General features: G+C 64.6%; 21 protein-coding genes. 5 read left to right on the forward strand and 16 right to left on the reverse strand.

Annotated features, from left to right (window positions below; all coding sequences use genetic code 11):
• Positions 1 to 21: 21 nt before the first annotated feature.
• Positions 22 to 1,245 carry an argininosuccinate synthase gene (locus ACOZKU_RS05920; protein ID WP_421578067.1) on the reverse strand — a complete coding sequence of 408 codons (1,224 nt, stop codon included), beginning with the start codon at positions 1,243 to 1,245 and terminating at the stop codon, positions 22 to 24.
• 187 nt (positions 1,246 to 1,432) lie between these two features.
• Here ACOZKU_RS05920 and ACOZKU_RS05925 point away from each other — a divergent pair, with 187 nt between their 5' ends.
• Positions 1,433 to 2,284, forward strand: a complete 852-nt coding sequence (locus tag ACOZKU_RS05925; protein ID WP_421578068.1) for an SDR family NAD(P)-dependent oxidoreductase — start codon at positions 1,433 to 1,435, stop codon at positions 2,282 to 2,284.
• Positions 2,285 to 2,367: 83 nt separating this feature from the next.
• Positions 2,368 to 3,009 carry a LysE family translocator gene (locus ACOZKU_RS05930; protein ID WP_421578069.1) on the forward strand — a complete coding sequence of 214 codons (642 nt, stop codon included), beginning with the start codon at positions 2,368 to 2,370 and terminating at the stop codon, positions 3,007 to 3,009.
• Positions 3,010 to 3,013: 4 nt separating this feature from the next.
• Here the strand turns inward: ACOZKU_RS05930 and ACOZKU_RS05935 are convergent, their stop codons facing one another.
• The 6 genes from ACOZKU_RS05935 to ACOZKU_RS05960 form a co-directional block, all read right to left on the reverse strand.
• Complete coding sequence (locus ACOZKU_RS05935) at positions 3,014 to 3,625, reverse strand: DUF1287 domain-containing protein (RefSeq protein ID WP_421578070.1); 612 nt, start codon at positions 3,623 to 3,625, stop codon at positions 3,014 to 3,016.
• Between the two features lie 60 nt (positions 3,626 to 3,685).
• Entirely contained in the window at positions 3,686 to 4,480 is a 795-nt protein-coding gene (locus tag ACOZKU_RS05940; RefSeq protein ID WP_421578071.1) for an ABC transporter ATP-binding protein, read from the reverse strand.
• Complete coding sequence (locus ACOZKU_RS05945) at positions 4,480 to 5,358, reverse strand: ABC transporter permease (protein WP_421578072.1); 879 nt, start codon at positions 5,356 to 5,358, stop codon at positions 4,480 to 4,482. The genes ACOZKU_RS05940 and ACOZKU_RS05945 overlap by 1 nt, the downstream gene beginning before the upstream one ends.
• A 118-nt stretch (positions 5,359 to 5,476) precedes the next feature.
• Entirely contained in the window at positions 5,477 to 6,430 is a 954-nt protein-coding gene (locus tag ACOZKU_RS05950; protein ID WP_421578073.1) for an ABC transporter substrate-binding protein, read from the reverse strand.
• Positions 6,431 to 6,792: 362 nt separating this feature from the next.
• Positions 6,793 to 8,022: a 23S rRNA (adenine(2503)-C(2))-methyltransferase RlmN gene (gene rlmN / locus ACOZKU_RS05955; protein WP_421578092.1), complete on the reverse strand. Its 1,230-nt coding sequence runs from the start codon at positions 8,020 to 8,022 to the stop codon at positions 6,793 to 6,795.
• 159 nt (positions 8,023 to 8,181) lie between these two features.
• On the reverse strand, positions 8,182 to 9,084 hold the full coding sequence (locus ACOZKU_RS05960; protein WP_421578074.1) for a LysR family transcriptional regulator: 903 nt from the start codon (positions 9,082 to 9,084) through the stop codon (positions 8,182 to 8,184).
• Positions 9,085 to 9,208: 124 nt separating this feature from the next.
• Here ACOZKU_RS05960 and ACOZKU_RS05965 point away from each other — a divergent pair, with 124 nt between their 5' ends.
• Positions 9,209 to 10,609: an MFS transporter gene (locus tag ACOZKU_RS05965; RefSeq protein ID WP_421578075.1), complete on the forward strand. Its 1,401-nt coding sequence runs from the start codon at positions 9,209 to 9,211 to the stop codon at positions 10,607 to 10,609.
• 66 nt (positions 10,610 to 10,675) lie between these two features.
• Here the strand turns inward: ACOZKU_RS05965 and leuC are convergent, their stop codons facing one another.
• On the reverse strand, positions 10,676 to 12,085 hold the full coding sequence (gene leuC, locus ACOZKU_RS05970; RefSeq protein WP_421578076.1) for a 3-isopropylmalate dehydratase large subunit: 1,410 nt from the start codon (positions 12,083 to 12,085) through the stop codon (positions 10,676 to 10,678).
• 344 nt (positions 12,086 to 12,429) lie between these two features.
• Here leuC and ACOZKU_RS05975 point away from each other — a divergent pair, with 344 nt between their 5' ends.
• Complete coding sequence (locus ACOZKU_RS05975) at positions 12,430 to 14,328, forward strand: CASTOR/POLLUX-related putative ion channel (protein WP_421578077.1); 1,899 nt, start codon at positions 12,430 to 12,432, stop codon at positions 14,326 to 14,328.
• A 3-nt stretch (positions 14,329 to 14,331) separates the two neighbouring features.
• Here the strand turns inward: ACOZKU_RS05975 and ACOZKU_RS05980 are convergent, their stop codons facing one another.
• From ACOZKU_RS05980 to rplS, 3 genes are all read right to left on the reverse strand, one after another.
• Complete coding sequence (locus ACOZKU_RS05980; RefSeq protein WP_421578078.1) at positions 14,332 to 15,141, reverse strand: amino acid ABC transporter permease; 810 nt, start codon at positions 15,139 to 15,141, stop codon at positions 14,332 to 14,334.
• 9 nt (positions 15,142 to 15,150) lie between these two features.
• Entirely contained in the window at positions 15,151 to 15,948 is a 798-nt protein-coding gene (locus tag ACOZKU_RS05985; protein WP_421578079.1) for a basic amino acid ABC transporter substrate-binding protein, read from the reverse strand.
• Between the two features lie 150 nt (positions 15,949 to 16,098).
• Positions 16,099 to 16,635 (reverse strand): 50S ribosomal protein L19, encoded by a 537-nt coding sequence (gene rplS / locus ACOZKU_RS05990; protein WP_314089983.1) that lies wholly within the window; start codon positions 16,633 to 16,635, stop codon positions 16,099 to 16,101.
• Positions 16,636 to 16,939: 304 nt separating this feature from the next.
• Between rplS and ACOZKU_RS05995 the strand changes: the two genes are divergently transcribed.
• Complete coding sequence (locus tag ACOZKU_RS05995; protein ID WP_421578080.1) at positions 16,940 to 17,686, forward strand: sulfite exporter TauE/SafE family protein; 747 nt, start codon at positions 16,940 to 16,942, stop codon at positions 17,684 to 17,686.
• On the opposite strand, the gene trmD is transcribed toward ACOZKU_RS05995, so the two are convergent.
• The 5 genes from trmD to ffh all read right to left on the reverse strand — a co-directional run bounded on the left by trmD (position 17,668) and on the right by ffh (position 21,333).
• Complete coding sequence (gene trmD, locus ACOZKU_RS06000) at positions 17,668 to 18,360, reverse strand: tRNA (guanosine(37)-N1)-methyltransferase TrmD (protein WP_421578081.1); 693 nt, start codon at positions 18,358 to 18,360, stop codon at positions 17,668 to 17,670. The genes ACOZKU_RS05995 and trmD overlap by 19 nt on opposite strands.
• A gap of 1 nt (position 18,361) precedes the next feature.
• Positions 18,362 to 18,937: a ribosome maturation factor RimM gene (gene rimM, locus ACOZKU_RS06005; protein ID WP_421578082.1), complete on the reverse strand. Its 576-nt coding sequence runs from the start codon at positions 18,935 to 18,937 to the stop codon at positions 18,362 to 18,364.
• Between the two features lie 112 nt (positions 18,938 to 19,049).
• Positions 19,050 to 19,415, reverse strand: coding sequence for a 30S ribosomal protein S16 (gene rpsP / locus ACOZKU_RS06010; RefSeq protein ID WP_421578083.1), 366 nt, complete (start codon positions 19,413 to 19,415; stop codon positions 19,050 to 19,052).
• Between the two features lie 38 nt (positions 19,416 to 19,453).
• Positions 19,454 to 19,780: a chorismate mutase gene (locus ACOZKU_RS06015; protein WP_117372023.1), complete on the reverse strand. Its 327-nt coding sequence runs from the start codon at positions 19,778 to 19,780 to the stop codon at positions 19,454 to 19,456.
• An 11-nt stretch (positions 19,781 to 19,791) separates the two neighbouring features.
• The gene (gene ffh / locus ACOZKU_RS06020; RefSeq protein WP_421578084.1) at positions 19,792 to 21,333 is read right to left on the reverse strand and encodes a signal recognition particle protein; all 1,542 of its coding nucleotides are present in this window, start codon (positions 21,331 to 21,333) and stop codon (positions 19,792 to 19,794) included.
• Positions 21,334 to 21,560 lie beyond the last annotated feature (227 nt).

Raw genomic sequence — 21,560 nt, forward strand, 5'->3', positions numbered from 1 at the left:
TTTTCATTCGTATCGCCCCAATCAGCCGCGCTTGTTGCGGGCGGCGAGGGTGCGCAGGCGCAGCGCGTTCAGCTTGATGAAGCCGGCGGCGTCCTTCTGGTCGTAGGCGCCCTGGTCGTCCTCGAAGGTCACGAGCTTGTCGGAATAGAGCGACTTGTCCGACTGGCGGCCGATGACCATTACATTGCCCTTGTAGAGCTTCAGCGTCACCTCGCCCTCGACATGCGTCTGGCTCTTGTCGATCAGCGCCTGCAGCATTTCACGCTCCGGCGAGAACCAGAAGCCGTAATAGATCAGCTCGGCGTAACGCGGCATCAGCTCGTCCTTGAGATGCGCGGCGCCGCGGTCGAGCGTGATGCTCTCGATGGCGCGATGCGCGGAAAGCAGGATCGTGCCGCCGGGCGTTTCATAGACGCCGCGCGACTTCATGCCGACGAAGCGGTTTTCCACGAGGTCGAGGCGGCCGATGCCGTTGTCGCGGCCGTAGGTGTTGAGCGCGGCCAGCAGCGTCGCCGGCGACATGCGCACGCCGTTGATCGAGACGGCATCGCCCCGCTCGAAGCCGACCGTGATGACGGTCGCCTTGTCCGGTGCGGCTTCCGGCGAAATGGTGCGCATATGCACATATTCCGGCGCCTCGACGGCCGGATCTTCCAGCACCTTGCCCTCGGAAGACGAGTGCAGCAGGTTGGCGTCGACGGAGAACGGCGCTTCGCCCTTCTTGTCCTTGGCGACCGGGATCTGGTGCTCTTCGGCGAATTCGAGCAGGTGCGTGCGGCTCTTGAACGACCAGTCGCGCCAGGGCGCGATGATCTTGATGTCGGGGTTCAGCGCATAGGCCGAAAGCTCGAAGCGAACCTGGTCGTTGCCCTTGCCCGTCGCGCCATGCGCGATGGCGTCGGCGCCGGTCTTGGCGGCGATCTCGATCAGGTGCTTGGAGATGAGCGGGCGGGCGATCGACGTGCCGAGCAGGTAGACGCCCTCATAGACCGCATTGGCACGGAACATCGGGAAGACGAAATCGCGCACGAATTCCTCGCGCACGTCCTCGATGAAGATCTCCTTGATGCCGAGCATCTCGGCCTTCTTGCGCGCCGGCTCGAGCTCTTCGCCCTGGCCGAGGTCGGCCGTGAAGGTCACGACTTCGGCGTTGAGTTCGGTCTGAAGCCACTTCAGGATGATCGAGGTGTCGAGGCCGCCGGAATAGGCGAGAACGACTTTCTTCACGTCTTTATGGGGTGCCATGATAATGAGGTCCGTTGCATGGAGAGGATCTGCGGCAAGCCCGCAAGGCCCGGTGTCGCGGCACTTTTAGCGAGATTGGCGCGCGGCGCAAGGGTGATGCCCGTCGCATCCTGCCGCAGGCAGGGTTTGACGACGCCGCAGGCGACCCCATATTGCGCAGGACAGGACCATGGAAGGGGATGAACCCATGACCGACCTCAACGACATCATCAAGCAGGACAACGTCGCCGTCGTCACCGGCGGCGCCTCGGGCATCGGCCTTGCCGCCGCGCGGCGCTTTGCCGAGGCCGGCATGTTCGTGACGATCGCCGACCGCAATGCCGACCAGCTCGCCGAAGCCCGCGTCGAGCTCGAAGCCATTGCCGGCGAAGCCAATATCATGGCGGTGGAGACCGACGTTGCCCATCGCCACCAGCTGGAAGCGCTGGAGCGCGCCGTCCAGCAGCGTTTCGCTCGCGTGCATGTGCTGATGAACAATGCCGGTATCCAGCCGGACACCTCGATCTTCAGCGCCGAGGCCAACTGGGACCAGATCCTCGCCGTCAACCTGATGGGCGTCATCCACGGCTGCCAAGTCTTCGGGCCGAACATGCTGGCGCATGGCGAGCCCGGCCTCATCATCAATACCGGCTCCAAGCAGGGCATCACCACGCCGCCCGGCAACCCCGCCTATAATGTCTCGAAGGCCGGCGTAAAGGTCTTCACCGAAGCTTTGCAGCACGAGCTGCGCAACACCGAGGGCGCAAAACTTTCCGCCCATCTGCTGATCCCCGGTTTCGTCTACACGGCGCTCACCAAGGGGGACCGCACGGAAAAACCGGATGCCGCCTGGACACCGGCCCAGACCGTCGATTTCATGCTGGAAAGCCTGGCGCGCGGTGACTTCTACATTCTCTGCCCAGACAACGACGTGCCGCGCAAACTCGACGAAAACCGCATGGCTTGGGCGATCGGCGATATCATCGAAAACCGCCCGCCGCTGTCGCGCTGGCACAAGGACTATGCCGAGGCCTTCCGGACCTTCCTGGAAGACAGATAACGGCCATCACAAAGCTTGATTGGTAATTTCAGGAAAGCCGGATTAGGGATTTCTTATCTCCCTCCGGCTTTTCAGGCTTTGCCATGGACCTCCTGCCCACGCTTCCGACACTTCTCGCCTTCACGGCCGCAAGCCTGCTGCTTGCCGTGACGCCCGGCCCGGACATGACGCTGTCCATCAGCCGCGCACTGTCGCAGGGCCGTGGCCCGGCGCTTTATGTCGTGGTCGGCACCAGCCTCGGCATCGTCGTGCATACGCTGCTCGTCGCCTTCGGCATTTCCGCCCTCATCACCGCCTCGCCGACGGCCTTCCTGATCCTGAAGACCGGTGGCGCCGCCTATCTGCTGTGGCTCGCCCTCCAGGCCATCCGCTATGGCTCGACCTTCACGGTGAAAGCCGCAGCCGGCCCGCGCGGCACGGCATTCGCCAATATCTCCACCGGCTTCTGGGTGAACCTGCTAAACCCCAAGGTCATCATCTTCTTCATGACCTTCCTGCCGCAGTTCATCTCGGCCGGCGATCCCGACGTCACCGGCAAACTCATCGTGCTGGGCCTGCTCTTCACCACCATCGGCATGCCGGTGAATATCCTCGTCATCCTCGGCGCCGACAAGCTCGCCGCCTGGCTCCAGCGGAACCCGAACGTGCTGCGCGGCATCGACTACACCTTCGCCGGCGTGTTCTCGGTCTTCGCGGCAAAGATCCTGCTCACGCAGGCGCAGTAGGCCCTCACACGCGATAGCGATAATGCCCGGTGATGGGATAGGCGAAAAGCACATCCTCGAGCCGGGCACCGGCCCCGATATTGTGCACGACGAGCGGTCGGGAGCCGTCGGATGTACGTTCATCCGTCACAATCCCGATATGCGGCAGGTTGCCCGGCAGCATCTGGGAAACGATATCGCCCGGGCGATAGTCCGCGCCCGCCTCGCTGATCGCCTGCGCCGCACCGGCCCGCTCGAAAAATGCCTGGAGATTGGGCACCCGGCGATGGTCGATGTTGCGATCCGTTTTCTTCAGACCCCACAGCGCCGGATAGGCGGAGAATGCCTTGCGCATATCCTCATGGACGAGAACCTGAAGATCGATGCCGAGCGCATCGCGATAGGCGCGAACGATGACATCGGTACACACGCCGCGCTCACGCGGAACGTCGCCGCCGGGATAATCGAGTTTCGAATAGGCGGCGTCGTAGGTCAGCGTCACACCGACCTGACGGCGCGCCGCCGCAACCAGCTTGCCGGCGGGTTGGCTTCCGGTATCCGCCCTCACGAACGCCGGAAGCGCGAGAACCAGGCCCGCCGAGAAACCGCCCAAGAGACAATCGCGACGCAACAGCATATTCAACCCCATATCCAACCGTGAAAAACTGCGGGCGGATTCAGGCGGTTTGTTGGCGTCTCAGCCGATCAACAGGGCGTCGTCGTCCAGCGTCTGGCCGCGCATCTTGCGGAACATCGCGATCAGGTCCTCGACCTGGAGATTCTTGCGGTTGTCGCCTGCGACGTCGAGCACGATCTCGCCGCCGTGCAGCATAACGGTGCGGTGGCCGTAATCGAGCGCCTGGCGCATGGAATGCGTCACCATCAGCGTCGTCAGCTTGCGCTCCGAGACGATCTTCTGGGTGAGGGTCATGATGAACTCGGCCATGCCCGGATCGAGCGCCGCGGTGTGCTCGTCGAGCAGCAGCACGTCGGACCCGGCAAGCGTGGCCATGACCAGCGAGACAGCCTGGCGCTGGCCGCCGGAGAGCAGGTCCATGCGGTCGCGCATGCGGTTTTCGAGGCCGAGGTTCAGTTCGGCGATACGCTCGCGGAAGACCGCGCGGCGTTGCGGGCCGAGCGCCGAGGACAGGCCGCGACGCTCACCGCGACGGGCGGCGAGCGCGAGGTTTTCCTCGATGGAGAGCGCGCCGCAGCTGCCGGTCAGCGGATCCTGGAAGACGCGGGCGACGCGGCCGGCGCGGGCGGCCGTGCCCTGGCGGGTCACGTCGGCAGTGCCGATCTTCACCTGTCCCTCGGTCGCGATGACGTCGCCGGCGAGAACGCCGAGCAGGGTCGATTTGCCAGCGCCGTTCGAGCCGATGACGGTGACGAACTGGCCTTCCTCGATGGTGAGGCTGACGCCGTTCAACGCCTGCTTCTGCAGCGGCGTACCCTTGCCGAAGGTGACCTTGATATCGGAAACGGAGATCATCAGGCGGCTCCTCCGCGGCGAAGGCGCGGCAGGACGAGCGCCACGGTGACGAGCAGTGCCGTCACGAAATTGAGGTCGGAGGCCTGCAGGCCGAGCACGTCGGAGGACAGCGCGAGCTGGATGGCGATGCGATAGAGGATCGAACCGAGCACGCAGCCGATCAAAGCCATCAAGATACCGCGTGTACCAAAAAGCGTCTCGCCGATGATGACGGCGGCAAGGCCGACGACGATCGTGCCGACGCCCGACGTGACGTCGGCAAAGCCGTTGGTCTGGGCAAACAGCGCGCCGCCGAGCGCCACCAGCGCGTTTGAGAGCGCGATGCCGAGATAGATCTGCCTGTTGGTATCGACGCCCTGCGCGCGGGCCATGCGGGCGTTTGCCCCGGTCGCGCGCATCGAAAGACCCGCGTCGCTTTCCAGGAAGCGCCAGACGAGGATAACGGCGATGACGACGAGCACGAAGATGAAGAGCGGCCGGACGTAGAAATCCCTGAGGCCATGGCCGAAGAAGGGGCTCAGCATCGTCTCGGCATTGATCAGCGCGACATTCGGCTTGCCCATCACGCGCAGGTTCACCGAGAAGAGCGCGATCATCGTCAAGATCGAAGCGAGCAAGTTGAGGATGCGGAAACGCACATTGAGCATCGCCGTGACCAGGCCCGCACCGGCACCCGCCAGCATGGCGACGAAAGCGGCGAGCCAGGGGTTCACACCCGCGATGATCAGCACCGCCGTGACGGCGGCACCGAGCGGGAAGGATCCGTCCACGGTCAGGTCCGGAAAATCCAGCACGCGGAAGGCAAGGTAAACGCCAATGGCGACGAAGGCATAGACCAGCCCCAGTTCGACGGCACCCCAGAAGGCAATCAGGCTCACGGCTCTTCTTTCTTTTTCACCCGCTCCGCAGGTCGTGCGGGATGGGTCCTTTTAACAGATCAACCGCCGCCGGCGATCCGGCAGCGGTTGATCCCGATTGGTAATGTAAAACGGAAACTTATTCGATCACGCGGGTCGCGCGGCCGACAAGCGCTTCCGGCAGGGTGACGCCCATCTTGGCGGCCGCGCCCTTGTTGACGACGAGATCGGTGCCGGCGGCAACCTTCACGGCGATATCGCCGGGGTTCTCGCCCTTGAGGATGCGCACGACGATCTCACCCGTCTGCTTGCCGACGTCCTTGTAGTTGAAGCCGAGCGCCGCGATGGCACCGCGCGAGACGGAATCCGTATCGGCGGTGAAGAGCGGGAGCTTGGCTTCCTCGGCAACGGCGACGGCACCCTCCAGAGCGGAGATGATCGTGTTGTCCGTCGGGATATAAATGGCGTCGGCACGGCCGACGAGGGCGCGCGCGGCACCCTGCACTTCGGCGGACTTGGTGGCGGCGGATTCGACGACGGTCAGGCCGGCCTTTTCGGCTTCGGCTTTGAGAACGGCGAGCAGAGAAACGGAGTTCGCTTCACCGGAATTGTAGAGGAAGCCGATCGTCTTGGCGTTCGGCAGGATTTCCTTGATGAGGGCCAGATGCTCGGCAACCGGCGACAGGTCGGAAAGGCCGGTGACGTTGCCGCCGGGCTTGTCCATGTCGGTGACGAGCTGCGCGCCGAGCGGATCGGAGACGGCCGTGAAGACGACCGGAATGTCCTTCGTCGCGGAGACGACGGCCTGCGCCGAGGGCGTGGAGATCGGAACGATCACGGTCGGGTCCTCGCCGACGAACTGGCGGGCGATCTGCGCGGCCGTCGCGGGGTTGCCCTGCGCCGACTCGTAGATGAACTTCAGGTTCTCACCTTCCTTGTAGCCAGCCGCTTCCAGCGCTTCCTTGACGCCGTCACGGGCGGCATCGAGGGCCGGATGTTCGACGATGGCGGTCACGGCAACCGTGACGTCTTCGGCCTTCGCGGGAAGGGAAATCGCGACCGTGGCCGCGAGAGCGAGGAGAAGTTGACGCATGAAAGGTCTCCCTAGAGCATTTCCAGCTGAAGCGAGTTCGCTTCGGCGTCGGATAATGCGGTAAAAACAAAATCCTAGAACATTTCCGGTGAATCGGAATTCACCGGAAATGTTCTAGAATGATTTCAGGCCGTTTCTAGGCAAAACAGCCCTTCAGATCAATTCTCGGAGCGCGCTTCATCAATCACATTTTCTGATAGAAGCCTGCGGCAAAACGACAGGCGGAATGGCTGACGCCCCCCTCATCCGGCCCTATCGGGCCACCTTCTCCCCGAGGGGAGAAGGGAAAGGAATCGTCGGCAGTCTTCCCCCTTCTCCCCGCGGGGAGAAGGTGCCGGCAGGCGGATGAGGGGGGCTTGTCCTCAGTCGTCCTCGCCATGGCCGACGATCATCATCGCTTCGAAAGCCATGCGCTCAACCTTGCGCATGCGCTCGGATTCCGACTTCAGCTGGCCGCAGGCGGCGAGGATGTCGCGGCCGCGCGGCGTGCGGATCGGCGAGGCGTAGCCGGCCTGGTTGATGAAATCGGCGAAGCGCTCGATCTGCTCCCAGTCCGAACACTGGTAGTTCGTGCCCGGCCAGGGATTGAACGGAATGAGGTTGATCTTCGCCGGGATGCCCTTGAGCAGCTGGGTGAGCAGCTTGGCATCTTCCAGGCTGTCGTTGACGTCCTTCAGCATCACATATTCGAAGGTGATGCGCCGCGCGTTCGACAGGCTCGGATAGGCGCGGCAGGCGTCGAGCAGCTCCTTCAGCGGATACTTCTTGTTGATCGGCACCAGCATGTCGCGCAGCTCGTCACGCACGGCATGCAGCGAGATGGCCAGCATCACCCCGATCTCGGAACCCGTGCGATAGATTTCCGGCACGATGCCCGAGGTCGAGAGCGTCACGCGGCGCTTGGAGAGCGAAAGACCGTCGCCATCGGTGGCAATCAGCAGCGCCGTCTTGACGTTCTCGAAATTGTAGAGCGGCTCGCCCATGCCCATCATGACGATATTGGAGACCTTGCGGCCCTCGGCGGGCGCAATCATGCCCGCAGGCGTGTCGCGGTCCGGGAAATCGCCGAGCCGGTCGCGGGCAAGCAGCAGCTGCGAGAGAATTTCCTCCGCCGTCAGGTTGCGCACCAGCTTCTGCGTTCCGGTATGGCAGAAGGAACAGGTGAGCGTGCAGCCGACCTGGCTGGAAATGCACAGCGTCCCGCGGCCTTCCTCGGGAATATAGACGGTCTCGATCTCGACCGGACGGCCGGCGCCGCGCGCGGGAAAGCGCAGCAGCCACTTGCGCGTGCCGTCATTGGAAATCTGCTCGTCGACGATCTCCGGGCGGGCGATGGTGAAATGCGCCTTCAGCATTTCACGCATGTCCTTGGAGACATTGGTCATGTCGTCGAAATCGGAGACGCCGCGCACATAAAGCCAGTGCCACAGCTGGCTGACGCGCATCTTCACCTGGCGCTCGGCCACGCCCTTCTCGACCAGCGCGCGGCCCATGTCCTCGCGAGAAAGACCGATCAGCGTCGGCTTTTCGGCGGCCGGGATGGTACGGACGGCTGGCGCCTTGACCGGGTCGGCGGTGTTGAGAAAATCCATGCTTGCCATCGGGTCATTCCTCAAGAACAGGCAGCGCCGGCGCAGGCTTTTGCGCCACGGCGGTCCATGCTCGACTGAAGTTCATTGCAGGCCAGGAAATGCCGGGAAGTGCGGCTTACGGCCCAGTTGCCGGCCCTTTAGCATTGTTTCGCCGGAAAGTCACGGCCCATCAGGCCGCAGGCAGATCTCGCGCAGGCAGGCCCGCAGCCAGCGATGGGCCGGGTCGGCATCCATGCGCGGATGCCAGAGCAGCGAGACGGTGAAATCCGGCAGATCGACCGGCAGCGCGAAAGCCGTCACGCCGTCGCGAAACGATGCCGTCGACCGGTCCGAGACCTGCGCGATCAGGTCGGAATTTTTCGCGAGTGTCACGGCCTCGGTAAAACTCGGCACCGTCACGACGACGATGCGCGACAGTCCCATCAGCGCCAGCGCCGCGTCGACCGGGCCGCGATCGCGGCGGCCGCGCGAGACGAGGATGTGGCCGCCGGCCGCGTAGCGCTCCGGCGTGATCGGCCCGTCGAGCAGCGGATGCCCGTCGCGCACGACGCCGATGAAGCGGTCGCGGAAGAGCGCCTGCGCCCGCACCTCAGGCCCCGTCTCATCGCCGATCACGCCTGTTTCGAGATCGACGATCCCGTCGCGCAGCGGTGTGCTCTCCTTGTCGGGCTTCGGCACGAAGCGCAGTTTCACGCCCGGCGCTTCGCGGGCCGCGCGCGCCACCAACGTCGGCCCATAGGTATCGACGAAACCCTCGCGGTTGCGCAGCGTAAAGGTCCGCACGAGGGTCTTGAGGTCGAGGATTTCGGCCGGCCGCAGCAGCGCTTCCGCCTCCTGCACGATCTGCCCCACCCTCTCACGAAGCTCCACCGCCCGCGGCGTCGGCACAAGGCCGCGCCCGGCCCGGACCAGCAGCGGATCGCCCGTCACCTCGCGCAACCGTGCCAGCGCACGACTCATCGCCGACGGACTGAGCCTCAGCCGCCGGGCAGCTCGCGCGACGCTGCCTTCGGCAAGCAGCACGTCGAGCGTCACGAGAAGATTGAGATCGGGCCGGGACATGCGCGATCCTAGCACGTCGCCGGTAAAATGACATGGCGTCCGACGCACGAATAGAATGCAATCCGTGCGCATTTCGCCATGTCAGGGAAAGGCCTATCTGCTCCGGAGAACAAGGAGCAGTCCCATGCAAGACACGGAAACATCAACAGCGGACGGCAACAGAGCCGGAGCCCTCGCCGGTCTTTCGCTCGCCATCCTGCTGTCCTCGCTCGGCACCAGCATCGCCAATGTCGCCCTGCCGACGCTCGCGCAGCACTTTTCCGCCCCCTTCCCGCATGTCCAGTGGGTCGTGCTCGCCTATCTGCTCGCCAGCACCGTGCTGATCGCCGGCATCGGGCGCCTCGGCGATCTCTTCGGCCGCCGCCGGCTGCTGCTGGCGGGACTAGCGGTGTTTTCCGCCGCCTCGCTTCTGGCGGGCCTCTCGCCATCCCTGCCCTTCCTCATCGCCATCAGGGCCGTTCAGGGCGCGGGGGCGGCGGCCATGATAGCGCTGGCCATGGCCTTCGTTAGCGAGACCGTGCCGAAAGAGCGGATCGGCAGCACGATGGGCCTGCTCGGCACGATGTCGGCGGTCGGTACCGCACTCGGTCCCTCGCTCGGCGGCCTGCTGATCTCCGCCTTCGGTTGGCCGTCGATCTTTCTCGTCGCCGTGCCCTTCGGCATCGCCGCCTTCGGTCTCCTGCGGCATTTCCTGCCTGCCGACCGCAAGGCCGCCACCGCAGCCCGCTTCGACCTCGTCGGCGCCATCCTGCTGGCGGTATCGCTTGCCGCCTATGCGCTCGCCATGACGGCCGGCGGAGGCCGCATCGGGCTTGTGAACGCCGCGCTCGTCGCCACGGCCGCCCTCGGCGCGATCCTGTTCGTCGCCTGGCAGGGCCGAACCGCCTTTCCGCTGATCCGCCCGGCCGCCTTCCGCCGTCCCGGCTTTCCCGCCAGCCTTGCGGCCAATATCCTCGTCGCCACCGTCATCATGGTGACGCTCGTCGTCGGGCCGTTCTACCTGTCGCGGACGCTTGGCCTCGGGCCGGCGGAAGTCGGCTTCGTTTTGGCGATCGGCCCCGTCGTCTCCGTTCTGACCGGCCTGCTGGCAGGGCGCCTCGTCGACCGCTTCAGCCCGGCCCCGATGGTTGCGGCCGGGCTTGCCACGATGGCGGCGGGTGCCGCGGGCCTGCCGGTGCTCTCCGCCTGGTTCGGCCTGCCCGGTTATACCGCGGCAATCGTCGTGCTGACGCCCGGCTACCAGCTGTTCCAGGCGGCCAACAATGCCGCCGTCATGACGGGCATCGCCGCAGACGAGCGCGGCGTCATTTCGGGCCTGCTCAACCTGTCGCGCAATCTCGGCCTCATCACCGGCGCCTCGCTGATGGGGGCGATCTTCGCCGCCGCAGCCGGCACGCGGGATCTCGCCGGCACCGACCCGGCCGCCGTCGCCTTCGGCATGCAGGTGACCTTCACCGTGGCCGCGACCCTGCTCGCCGTCGCGCTCGGCCTGTCCCTGCCCGCTTTCCGGCGTGCCCCAGCCTGACCGGCATGAAACAGAAAGGCCGGGATTTCTCCCGGCCTTTCTGCATTGACGGCGATGAAACCGTAATCAGTTCCAGTCGCGGATATCGACGAAATGGCCGGCGATGGCGGCGGCGGCGGCCATGGCGGGCGACACGAGATGCGTGCGGCCCTTGAAACCCTGGCGGCCCTCGAAGTTGCGGTTCGAGGTGGAGGCGCAGCGCTCGCCCGGCTTCAGGCGGTCGTCGTTCATGGCCAGGCACATCGAGCAGCCCGGCTCGCGCCAGTCGAAACCGGCAGCCTTGAAGATCGTGTCGAGACCTTCGGCTTCCGCCTGCTCCTTCACGAGGCCGGAGCCCGGAACGATCATGGCGCTGACGGTGGAGGCCACCTGCTTGCCCTCGACCACCTTGGCGACGGCGCGCAGGTCCTCGATGCGGCCGTTGGTGCACGAGCCGATGAAGACGCGGTCGATGGCGATGTCGGTGATCTTGGTGCCGGGCTTCAGGCCCATGTAGTCGAGCGCGCGCCACTTGGAGGATCGCTTGGTCTCGTCTTCGATATCGTCGGGGTTCGGCACGACGCCTTCGACGGAGACGACGTCTTCCGGCGACGAGCCCCAGGAGACGATCGGCGGGAGATTGGCGGCATCGAGCACGACCACGCGGTCGAAATGCGCGCCCTCTTCCGTGTAGAGCGTCTTCCAGTAGTCGAGCGCCATTTCCAGCGCCTTGCCCTTGGGTGCGCGCGGCTTGTCCTTGATGTATTCGAAGGTCTTTTCGTCGGGCGCGATCAGGCCGGCGCGCGCGCCGCCTTCGATCGTCATGTTGCAAACCGTCATGCGGCCTTCCATCGACAGCGAACGGATGGCCTCGCCCGCGAATTCGATGACGTGGCCGGTGCCGCCGGCCGTGCCGATCTCGCCGATGATGGCAAGGATTATATCCTTGGCGGTGACGCCCGGCGGCAGCTGGCCGTCGACGCGCACCAGCATATTCTTCGCCTTCTTCTGGATCAGCGTCTGGGTCGCCAGCACGTGTTCCACTTCGGACGTGCCGATACCGTGCGCCAGCGCGCCGAAGGCGCCGTGCGTGGAGGTGTGGCTGTCACCGCAGACGATGGTCATGCCCGGCAGCGTGAAGCCCTGCTCGGGGCCGACGATGTGCACGATGCCCTGGCGCACGTCCTTTTCCGAATAGTATTCGACGCCGAATTCCGCGGCATTGTTGGCGAGCGCCTCGACCTGGATGCGGCTTTCCTCGTTCTTGATGCCCTGGTGGCGATCCGGCGAGGTGGGAACGTTGTGGTCGACGACGGCGAGCGTCTTTTCCGGCGCGCGCACCTTGCGGCCGGCCATGCGCAGGCCTTCGAAGGCCTGCGGCGACGTCACTTCGTGAACGAGGTGACGGTCGATGTAGAGAAGACAGGTGCCGTCTTCCTGGCGGGAGACGATGTGGTCGTCGAAGATCTTGTCATAGAGGGTACGGGGTGCGCTCATGGCTTTTCATCCGTCTGGCATGTTTGGGAAAGGGAAATCGACAGCGCGAGGCTGCTGGACCGCGAGCGATCAGGATAGACGGCTGATAAGCGCCCCGAAGACGCGCGCAAAGAAGCGTGCCGGCAGGCGCTTGTGATCCTGCAGCACGACGACATGCTTTTCCGTGCATCCGAACTTGGATTCCATACGCCCGCATATAACGATTTTTTGACAGCGCGGCAAGTTGGCCGCGGGCACCGCCGTTTACGCTTCTTCCGAAAATTTCCAGCCCGCCTCCTTGCCGCCACCCCGAATTTTTGACACTCGATAGACGTATCCGGCTGGGACCGGCTTAGGGGACAGATATGAAGACGATTACCTGGCGCGACCGCCTGCGCTACCAGTTCGACAAGAGCATGGCGGCGGGACCGATCGCGCTGATCGGCTGGCTTGCCGTGATCTCGCTGGTGGTGATCGTCATCGCCGGCCTGTTTCTCGCCATCACCGGCATCGCGCAGGAGGGCGGCACGCCCGTCTCCTTCATCGAGGGCGCGTGGGAATCGCTGATGCGCACCATGGATGCGGGCACGATGGGCGGCGATGCCGGCTGGAGCTTCCGCGGCGTCTCGCTCGTCGTCACCGTCGCCGGCATCTTCGTCTTCTCCGCGCTGATCGGCGTTCTCTCTTCCGGCCTCGACGAGAAGCTGGACGAGCTGCGCAAGGGCCGCTCGCATGTCTTGGAAAAGGACCACACGATCATCTTCAACTGGTCGCCCTCGATCTTCGACGTGATCTCCGAACTGGTCATCGCCAATGAGAGCCGGCGCAACCCGCGCATCGTCATCATGGCCAGCAAGGACAAGGTGGAGATGGAGGATGAGATTGCCGACAAGATCGCCGATCTCAAGAACACCCGCATCATCTGCCGCAGCGGCGACCCGACCGATCTCTATGACGTCAACATCGTCAACCCGCAGGCCTCGCGCTCGATCGTCGTGTTGTCGCCGGAAAGCGACTATGCCGATTCCGAGGTCATCAAGACCGTGCTCGCGCTCGTCAACGACCCGGAGCGCCGCAAGGAGCCCTACCAGATCGCCGCCGAGATCCGCGACGCCAAGAATGCGGAAGTCGCCCGCATCGTCGGCGGTTCGGAGCTCCAGCTGGTGCTGGCCGACGAACTGATCTCGCGCATCGTCGTCAGCTCCTCACGCCAGGCCGGCCTTTCGGCCGTCTATACGGAACTGCTCGATTTCGACGGCTCGGAAATCTACGCCGTCGAACAGCCGGCGCTTGTCGGCAAATCCTTCGGTCATGCCGTGATGGCTTACGATACCTCAACGCTGATCGGTCTCTGCGACCTCGACGGCGTCGTGCATCTCAATCCGCCCAACAACCGCGTCATCGCGGCCGGCGAGCGGGCGATCCTGATTGCCGAGGACGATGCCGCTATCAAGCCGCGCACCGGCGATTTCGAGGTCGATCGCGAGATCGTGCGCCCGCCCGTGCAGCACACGGAAGGACCGGAGCGCACCCTGCTGCTCGGCTGGAACCGCCGCGGGCCGATCATCGCGCAGGAGCTGTCGCGTTACGTGGCGCCCGGCTCCGAGCTCTTGATCGCCGCCAACCGGGCGGGCCTCGAGACGGAGGTCGCCGGGCTGTCCTATCTCAAGGAAAACCTTGCCGTTCGCTGCACCGTCATCGACACGACGAACCGCGCGGCGCTCGATGCGCTGGATGTGCCGTCCTACGACCACGTGCTGGTGCTCGGCTACAGTGACGATATGGCGCCGCAGCCGGCCGACACCACGACGCTGGTGACGCTCTTGCAGCTGCGCAAGATCGCCGATGCGGCCAACCAACATATCGGCATCGTCAGCGAGATGATCGACGTGCGCAACCGCAACCTCGCCGCCGTCACCCGCGCCGACGATTTCGTCGTCAGCAACAAGCTGGTCAGCCTGATGCTGGCGCAGGCTTCGGAAAACGAGCTGATGGCGCAGATCTTCGACGAGCTGCTCGACGAGGACGGTTCGGAAATCTACATGCGCCCGGTCACCGACTATATCGCCATCGACCGGCCGGTGAATTTCTACACCGTCACGCTCGCCGCCCTCATCCGCGGCGAGGTGGCGCTCGGCTACAGCCGCGCGACCACCGCCGGTCACGACCCGCGCAACATGGGCGGCGTCGTGGTCAATCCGGTGAAGTCGGAGAAGCTGTCCTTCGATGCTGCGGACCGCCTGATCATCCTTGCCCGCCAATAAGGCTCAGGTGGCCCGGCGCATGCGCCGTTCAAGGCCTCTCAAGCCCAGTGACAGGCCGATGGTGAGGATCAGGTAGACATAGGCGACGATGGAATAGGTCTCGAAGAACCGGAAGGATCCGGAGGCATAGACCTTGCCCATCTGCGTGATGTCGGCCACGCCGAGCACGGAGACGAGCGATGAATCCTTCACCATCGCAACGAAATCGTTGCCGAGCGGCGGCAGGATGACCCGCACCGCCTGCGGGAAGACGACGAGCCGGAAACGCTGGAAGCGCGAAAGGCCGAGCGCCTTGGCCGCTTCCACCTGCCCCTTGTCGACCGACTGGATGCCCGCACGAAAAACCTCGGCGATGAAGGCGGAATAGCCGATCATCAGCGCGATGATTGCCCGCCACATCAGGGAGAGGTCGCGCACCAGCATCGGCTCCATCGCGCCGGCGGATACCAGCGGGCTGATCACAAAATTGATCGCTGCCACCAGCGCCGGCGCGCCGACGAAGGCGATGTAGAAGAGCAGCACCAGGATCGGCACGCCCCGGATGACCTCCGTGTAGAAGCGGGCGATCTGGCGTAGCGCCTTGTGCTCCGAAAGCGCCATCAGCGCGACGCCGAGACCGAGCAGGGTGGCGAGCACAAAGGCGACGAGGGTCACGAAGATGGTGACCCAAAGCCCCTTCAGCACGACGCCGAACACCTGCGCGTAGAGATCATTGGCAATGATGACGCCGGCCAAAACCAGCGCGATTGCCGCAAGCGCGACCAGCCACCAGGGATAGTCGCCCTTGCCGGCGTCAGACGAAACGGGAGCCATGACCGCCCGTCACTGACCCATCTTGTAGTCGAGGAACCACTTCTTGTTCAGCGCGTCGAGCGTGCCGTCGGCCTTGAGGGCCGCGATCGCCGCATTGATGGGCGCGACGAGATCGGAGCCCTTCGGGAAGATGAAGCCGAAATCTTCCGTGCCGAGCGGCCCGCCGACGACCTTCAGCTTGCCGCCGGAAGCATCGACATAACCCTTGGCCGCGACGCTGTCGGTGAGCACCAGATCGACGTCGCCGGCCTGCAAGGCCTGCACGGTCGCACCAAAAGTCTCAAACAGCTTGATGCGCGGGTTCTGCTCATTGCCGTCGAGGATTTCGTAGACGGCGGTGTAGAAGGGCGAGGTGCCCGGCTGGGCGGCGATCAGGCCGTCCTTGAAGGCGCCGAAGGTCTTGGCGTCCGTGAAGCGGTTCTCGTCGGCGCGCACCAGCATGAACTGCTGCGAGCGCATGTAGGGGTCGGAGAAGTCGACCTTCTCCTTGCGGTCGTCCTTGATGGTGATGCCGGTCATGCCGATATTGTACTGGTTGTCGGATACGGCCTGGATCATCGCGTCCCAGGAGGTATTCTGGTACTCGACCTTGAAGTTCAGCCGCTTGGCGATCTCGTTCATCGCATCATATTCCCAGCCGATCTGGTTGCCGGTCTTGGGGTCGACGAACTGCAGCGGCGGATAGGCGTTTTCCGTGACGACGACGACGGACTTGCCGCCGAGATCGGGCAGGTCCGCGGCAAGCGTGACGACGGGCATGAGGGCAGCGGCGACGAGGCCTGCAAGGACGGTGCGGCGGGAAAACATCAAAATATGCTCCTGATTGTGGCGGCGAAACACTGTCACAGGTTCAGGCGGTGAAGCAAGCATGACGCTTGCGCGCAAAGGCTTTTCCGTAAAACAAAAAGCCGCCGGCCAAGGCCGACGGCTTCGAAATCTCGGAATGCGGCAGCCGGATTATTCGGCGGCGGCTTCGGCAGCCTTTGCGGCTTCGGCGGCAGCGGCCTTTTCGGCGGCTTCGGCTGCGGCCTTCTCAGCGGCGAGAGCCTGCGCGGCTGCGACCTTCTCGGCTTCCAGACGTGCCTTTTCCTCGGCAATGGCGGCGCGCTCGGCGTCGTTCAGCTTGCGGGCGCGCGTGCCGGTGTTCTCGATGATACGAGCCGACTTGCCGCGACGATCGCGCAGGTAGTAGAGCTTGGCGCGGCGGACCTTGCCGCGGCGGACGACTTCAACGCCTTCGACGAGCGGCGAGTAAACCGGGAATACGCGCTCGACGCCTTCGCCGTAGGAGATCTTGCGGACGGTGAAGCTCTCGTTGATGCCGCCGCCGGAACGGGCGATGCAGACGCCTTCATAGGCCTGGACGCGGGTACGCGTGCCTTCCGTGACGCGCACGTTGACGCGGACGGTGTCGCCGGGGGAGAATTCCGGGAGCTGGCGCTTGGCTTCGATCTTCGCGGCCTGTTCGGCTTCGAGCTGCTGGATGATGTTCATCGGTTCAAACCTTCGGTTTTTCTGAAACAGCCAGAGCGCTCGACGGTCGCCTTGGAGGTCATGCCTCGTGAGGGTAGTCCGTTGCCGGACGGAGCGGGTACGCCATTCTTTGCTTGCAGGTCGGCTGGGTAATCCCAAATCCGTGCGGGCCAATACACCAGGTAAAGCCGTTTGTCATCCCCTCAAGACAAAAGAATCGGCCCGGGAATGGCGGTTTTTCCGGTCTTGCCGGCCTCGTGGCACCGCGATATCACGCTTTGCAGGAGGAGACCGCGGCCGATGGCCGTTGTCCGCGAGGAGTGCCATGACCTTTGCCGATGCCCTATTGCTGTTTGCCGCAGGCTATCTCTCCGGCGTCGTCAACGCCATTGCCGGCGGCGGCACCTTTCTCACCTTCGGCGCCATGACGCTGACCGGCCTGCCGCCGATCGTCGCCAATGCCACTTCCTCGATCACGCAGTTTCCGGGCTACGTCACCTCCTCGCTCGCCTACGCGAAGGAGATCAGGGCGGACTGGAAGGAAGCGGCCCTTCTCGGCGCGCTGTCGCTCGTCGGCGGGCTTGCCGGCGCGTTGCTGCTGCTGTCGCTCGACAATCCGTCCTTCCGCGCGCTCGTGCCCTGGCTGCTGCTGGCCGCGACCATCATCTTCGCCGCCGGCCCCTATCTCAAGCCCAAGACGCTGCACGCCGAAACGCCGGTCTCGCCGCTCGGCCTTGCCGGCCAGTTCGTCACCTCGATCTATGGCGGCTTCTTCGGCGCGGGCATGGGCATCATGATGCTCGCCGTGCTCGGCCTCACCAAGGGCGGCGATTATCACCGGCTCAACGCGCTGAAGAATTTCCTGGCCGTCGTCATCGCGGGCGTCGCCATCGTCGTCTTCGCCAGCGGCAAGGTCGTCGGCTGGCCGCAGGCCGCCGTCATGGTGCCGGCCGGCGCGCTCGGCGGCTGGTCGGGTGTCTGGGCGGCCCGGCGCGTGCCGCAGCCGGTCATCCGCGGCCTGGTGGTCGCGGTCGGCATCGCGCTGACGATCTATTATTTCGTGACGGGCTGAGCGAGTAGGTCGGGCCGGCGCTCGCGCGTCAGCTTTTGCGCCTCTTCACGCCGCCACCGGTCGATGGCCGCGTGGTTACCGGAGGTCAGAACGCCCGGAATTTCGAGACCTTCCCAGACTTGCGGACGCGTATAGTGCGGATGCTCCAGCAGCCCGCCCTCGAAACTCTCGTGCTCGCCCGAGAGCGCATTGCCCATCACACCGGGCAGGATGCGCACGATGGCATCGAGGAGGATCATCGCCGCCGGTTCGCCGCCGGAGAGGATGTAGTCGCCGATCGACACCTCTTCGAGCTGGCGCCCGTCGATCACCCGCTGGTCGACACCCTCGAAACGGCCGCAGACCACGATGACGCCCTCGCCGGCCGCCAGTTCGCGCACCCGTTGCTGCGTCAGCGGCTTGCCGCGCGGGCTCATCAGCAGGCGCGGCCGGTTGTCACCTTCAGAGGCATGATCGATCGCCCTCGCCAGCACATCCGGCTTCAGCACCATGCCCGCACCGCCACCGGCCGGCGTGTCGTCGACGGTGCGGTGGCGGTCGGTGGTGAAATCGCGGATCTGCACACAATCGAGCGCCCAGTCGCCGCGCGAAAGCGCTTTTCCGGAGAGCGACTGGCCAAGCAGGCCGGGAAACATCTCCGGGTAGAGGGTCAATATGGTGGCGCGGAAAGCCACGTTATTCCCCGTCGTCTTCCGGCGGACGGCGACGCCGGCTGCCGGGACCGGTCTGCTCTTCCTCCTCGAGGCCGGCGGCGATCGCGTCGATGACAAGACGCCCGCCTTCGACATCGATTTCCAGCACGGCGGCTTCGGAGAAGGGAATGAGCACCGGCCGCTTGCCGGGGCCCTTGAGCTCGAGAAGATCGCCGGCACCGAAATCGAAGATACCCGTGACCGTGCCATGGCTGCGGCCCTGGGTATCCACGGCCTCCAGCCCTTCGAGATCGGCATAGAAGAACTCGTCCTCGTCCAACTCGTCGTCCGGCAGGTTTTCGCGTTCGATATAGAGGTCGGTGCCATTCAGCGCCTCGGCGGCGTTGCGGTCGTTGACGCCGCGGAACCGCACCACGACGACGTTCTTCGCCTCGCGCACTTCCAGCACCTCGAAGGACCGGCCGTCGGCCGTGTGCAGGTGGCCGTAGTCGCCGATCGCCGTCGGGTCGATCGTGAAGGATTTCACACGGACTTCGCCGCGCAGGCCCTGGGCCGCGCCGATCGTGCCCATAAGGATGGGATTTTCGAGTTTCGCCATGGTTTCGTTCCGAGCGTTCGTGTGAAGCCTCATACGACGTCTCAGCCGAGGCTCCAAATAAAAACGGGCGGCATGAGGTGCCGCCCGTTTCCAGAATGGTTATGCGGACGGATTATTCGCCGGCAGCTGCAGCAGCGGCGTCTTCTTCCTTCTGCTTCTTCTCGGCGGCGCGCTCGAGGGCCTTCTTGCCCGGCTTTGCCTTTTCCGGGTTGGTGCGCGTGTCGCGCTTCACAACGCCGGCTTCGTCGAGGAAGCGGGCAACGCGGTCAGTCGGCTGGGCGCCCTTGGCGAGCCATTCCTTCGCGCGGTCGGCGTCGATCTGGACGCGGTTTGCGTCGTCCTTGCCGAGCATCGGGTTCCAGGCGCCGAGCTTCTCGAGGAAGCGGCCGTCACGCGGCGAGCGGGCGTCGGCAACGACGATCTGGTAGTACGGGCGCTTCTTGGAGCCACCGCGGGCGAGACGAATTTTCAGGGACATGTCATTACTCCTTGGATGTGGTGAACCCGCGCCTTGGTTTACGCGGGGCTGTTCTGGTTTGCGCCGCTGTGTTCAGCGGCAATGGCTTCATGGTGCCGGATCACCTCGCGGATGATGAAGTTCAAAAACTTCTCCGCGAAATCCGGATCCAGATTGGCATCCTTCGCCAGGCGGCGAAGGCGCTCGATCTGGTATTCCTCGCGCGCCGGATCGGCCGGCGGCAGTTCATGCGTTGCCTTCAGCACGCCCACCGCCTGGGTGCAGCGGAAGCGTTCGGCAAGCATATGCACAAGGGCAGCGTCGATATTGTCGATCGACTGCCGGTACTGGCCCAGTTGTTCCCTGACCTTGGGATCGATCGCCATGGTTCAGCCCCTCACTTCTTCTTCGGCAGGCCGGGAAGGCCCGGAAGCCCGCCGCCGAGCCCGGGCAGGCGCAGACCGCTGCCACCGAGACCCGGCAGGCTGCCCGGCTTGATGCCGGCGGCTTCCGCCTGCTTGGCCAGCGCTTCGAGCTGCTTGGGGTCCATGCTGGACAGGTCCGGCATGCCGCCCATGCCGCCGCCGAGGCCCATCTTGCCGGCAAGACCGCCCATCATCTGCTTCATCATGCCGCCCTTCTTGCCGCCCATCATCTTCATCATGTCCGCCATCTGGCGGTGCATCTTCAGAAGCTTGTTGATGTCGGCGGCATCGGTGCCGGAGCCGGCGGCGATGCGCTTCTTGCGGGAATGCTTGAGCAGGTCTGGATTGGCGCGCTCGGCCTTGGTCATCGAATTGATGATGGCGATCTGGCGACCGAACAGCTTGTCGTCGAGGCCGGCGGCGGACATCTTGTCCTTCATGCCGGCCATGCCGGGCATCATTCCCATGATGCCGCCCATGCCGCCCATCTTCTGCATCTGGCGCAGCTGGTCGGCGAGGTCGTTCAGGTCGAACTTGCCCTTGGCCATCTTGGCGGCCATGGCGGCCGCCTTCTCGGCGTCGATATTCTCCGCCGCCTTCTCGACGAGCGAAACGATGTCGCCCATGCCGAGGATACGGTCGGCGACGCGGCGGGGATGGAATTCCTCCAGCTCGCCCATCTTCTCGCCGACGCCGATCAGCTTGATCGGCTTGCCAGTGACGGCGCGCATCGAAAGCGCCGCACCGCCGCGGCCGTCGCCGTCCATGCGGGTCAGCACGAGCCCGGTAATGCCGACGCGGTCGTCGAAATTGCGGGCGAGGTTGACGGCGTCCTGACCGGTCAGCGCGTCGGCGACGAGCAGGATTTCATGCGGATTGGACTTCCGCTTGATCTCCGCCATCTCGATCATCAGCGGTTCGTCGATATGGGTGCGGCCGGCGGTATCGAGGATGACGACGTCATGGCCGCCGAGCTTGGCGGCCTGCACGGCGCGCGCGGCGATATCGGTCGGCGACTGGCCGGCGATGACGGGCAGCGTGTCGATGCCGGTCTGCACGCCGAGTTGGCGAAGCTGCTCCTGTGCTGCCGGACGGCGCGTGTCGAGCGAGGCCATCAGGACCTTCTTCTTCTCGCGCGTCTTCAGCCGGTTGGCGATCTTGCCTGACGTGGTGGTCTTGCCCGAACCCTGCAGGCCGACCATCATGATGACGACGGGGGCGGCGGCATTGAGATCGACCGAAACGCCCTCGGAGCCGAGCATCGAGACCAGCTCGTCGTGAACGAGCTTGACGACCATCTGGCCGGGCTTGATCGACTTCAGGATTTCCGCGCCGACGGCCTTTTCACGCACCGCATCGGTGAAGGAGCGCACCACTTCCAGCGCCACGTCCGCTTCCAGAAGCGCACGACGGACCTCGCGCAGCGCCGCGGCGACATCCGCCTCGGAAAGCGCGCCACGGCCTGTCAGTCCATTCAGAATGGAGCCAAGGCGGTCCTGGAGTGTTTCAAACATCACGTCTTCCTTCTTGTTTCCGCTTGCGTCGGAAACGTCGGTGCTACCTACGGCAAAAACAAGACGCAAAGCCAAAAAGCACCCGAGGGCGCATCGCGCTGTCGGGTGTTGACCTCCGGGATCTCTTTAATACCTTTGACGGGTCCCGGTCGGCGGCTTCAAGCATTCGTACTTGTCGCAGATGCGCGGCTTAAATCCCATCGGGCCCGCAAAGTCAAGGATTGGAG

This window comes from Shinella sp. M31 (assembly GCF_049199205.1).
GTDB lineage: Bacteria > Pseudomonadota > Alphaproteobacteria > Rhizobiales > Rhizobiaceae > Shinella.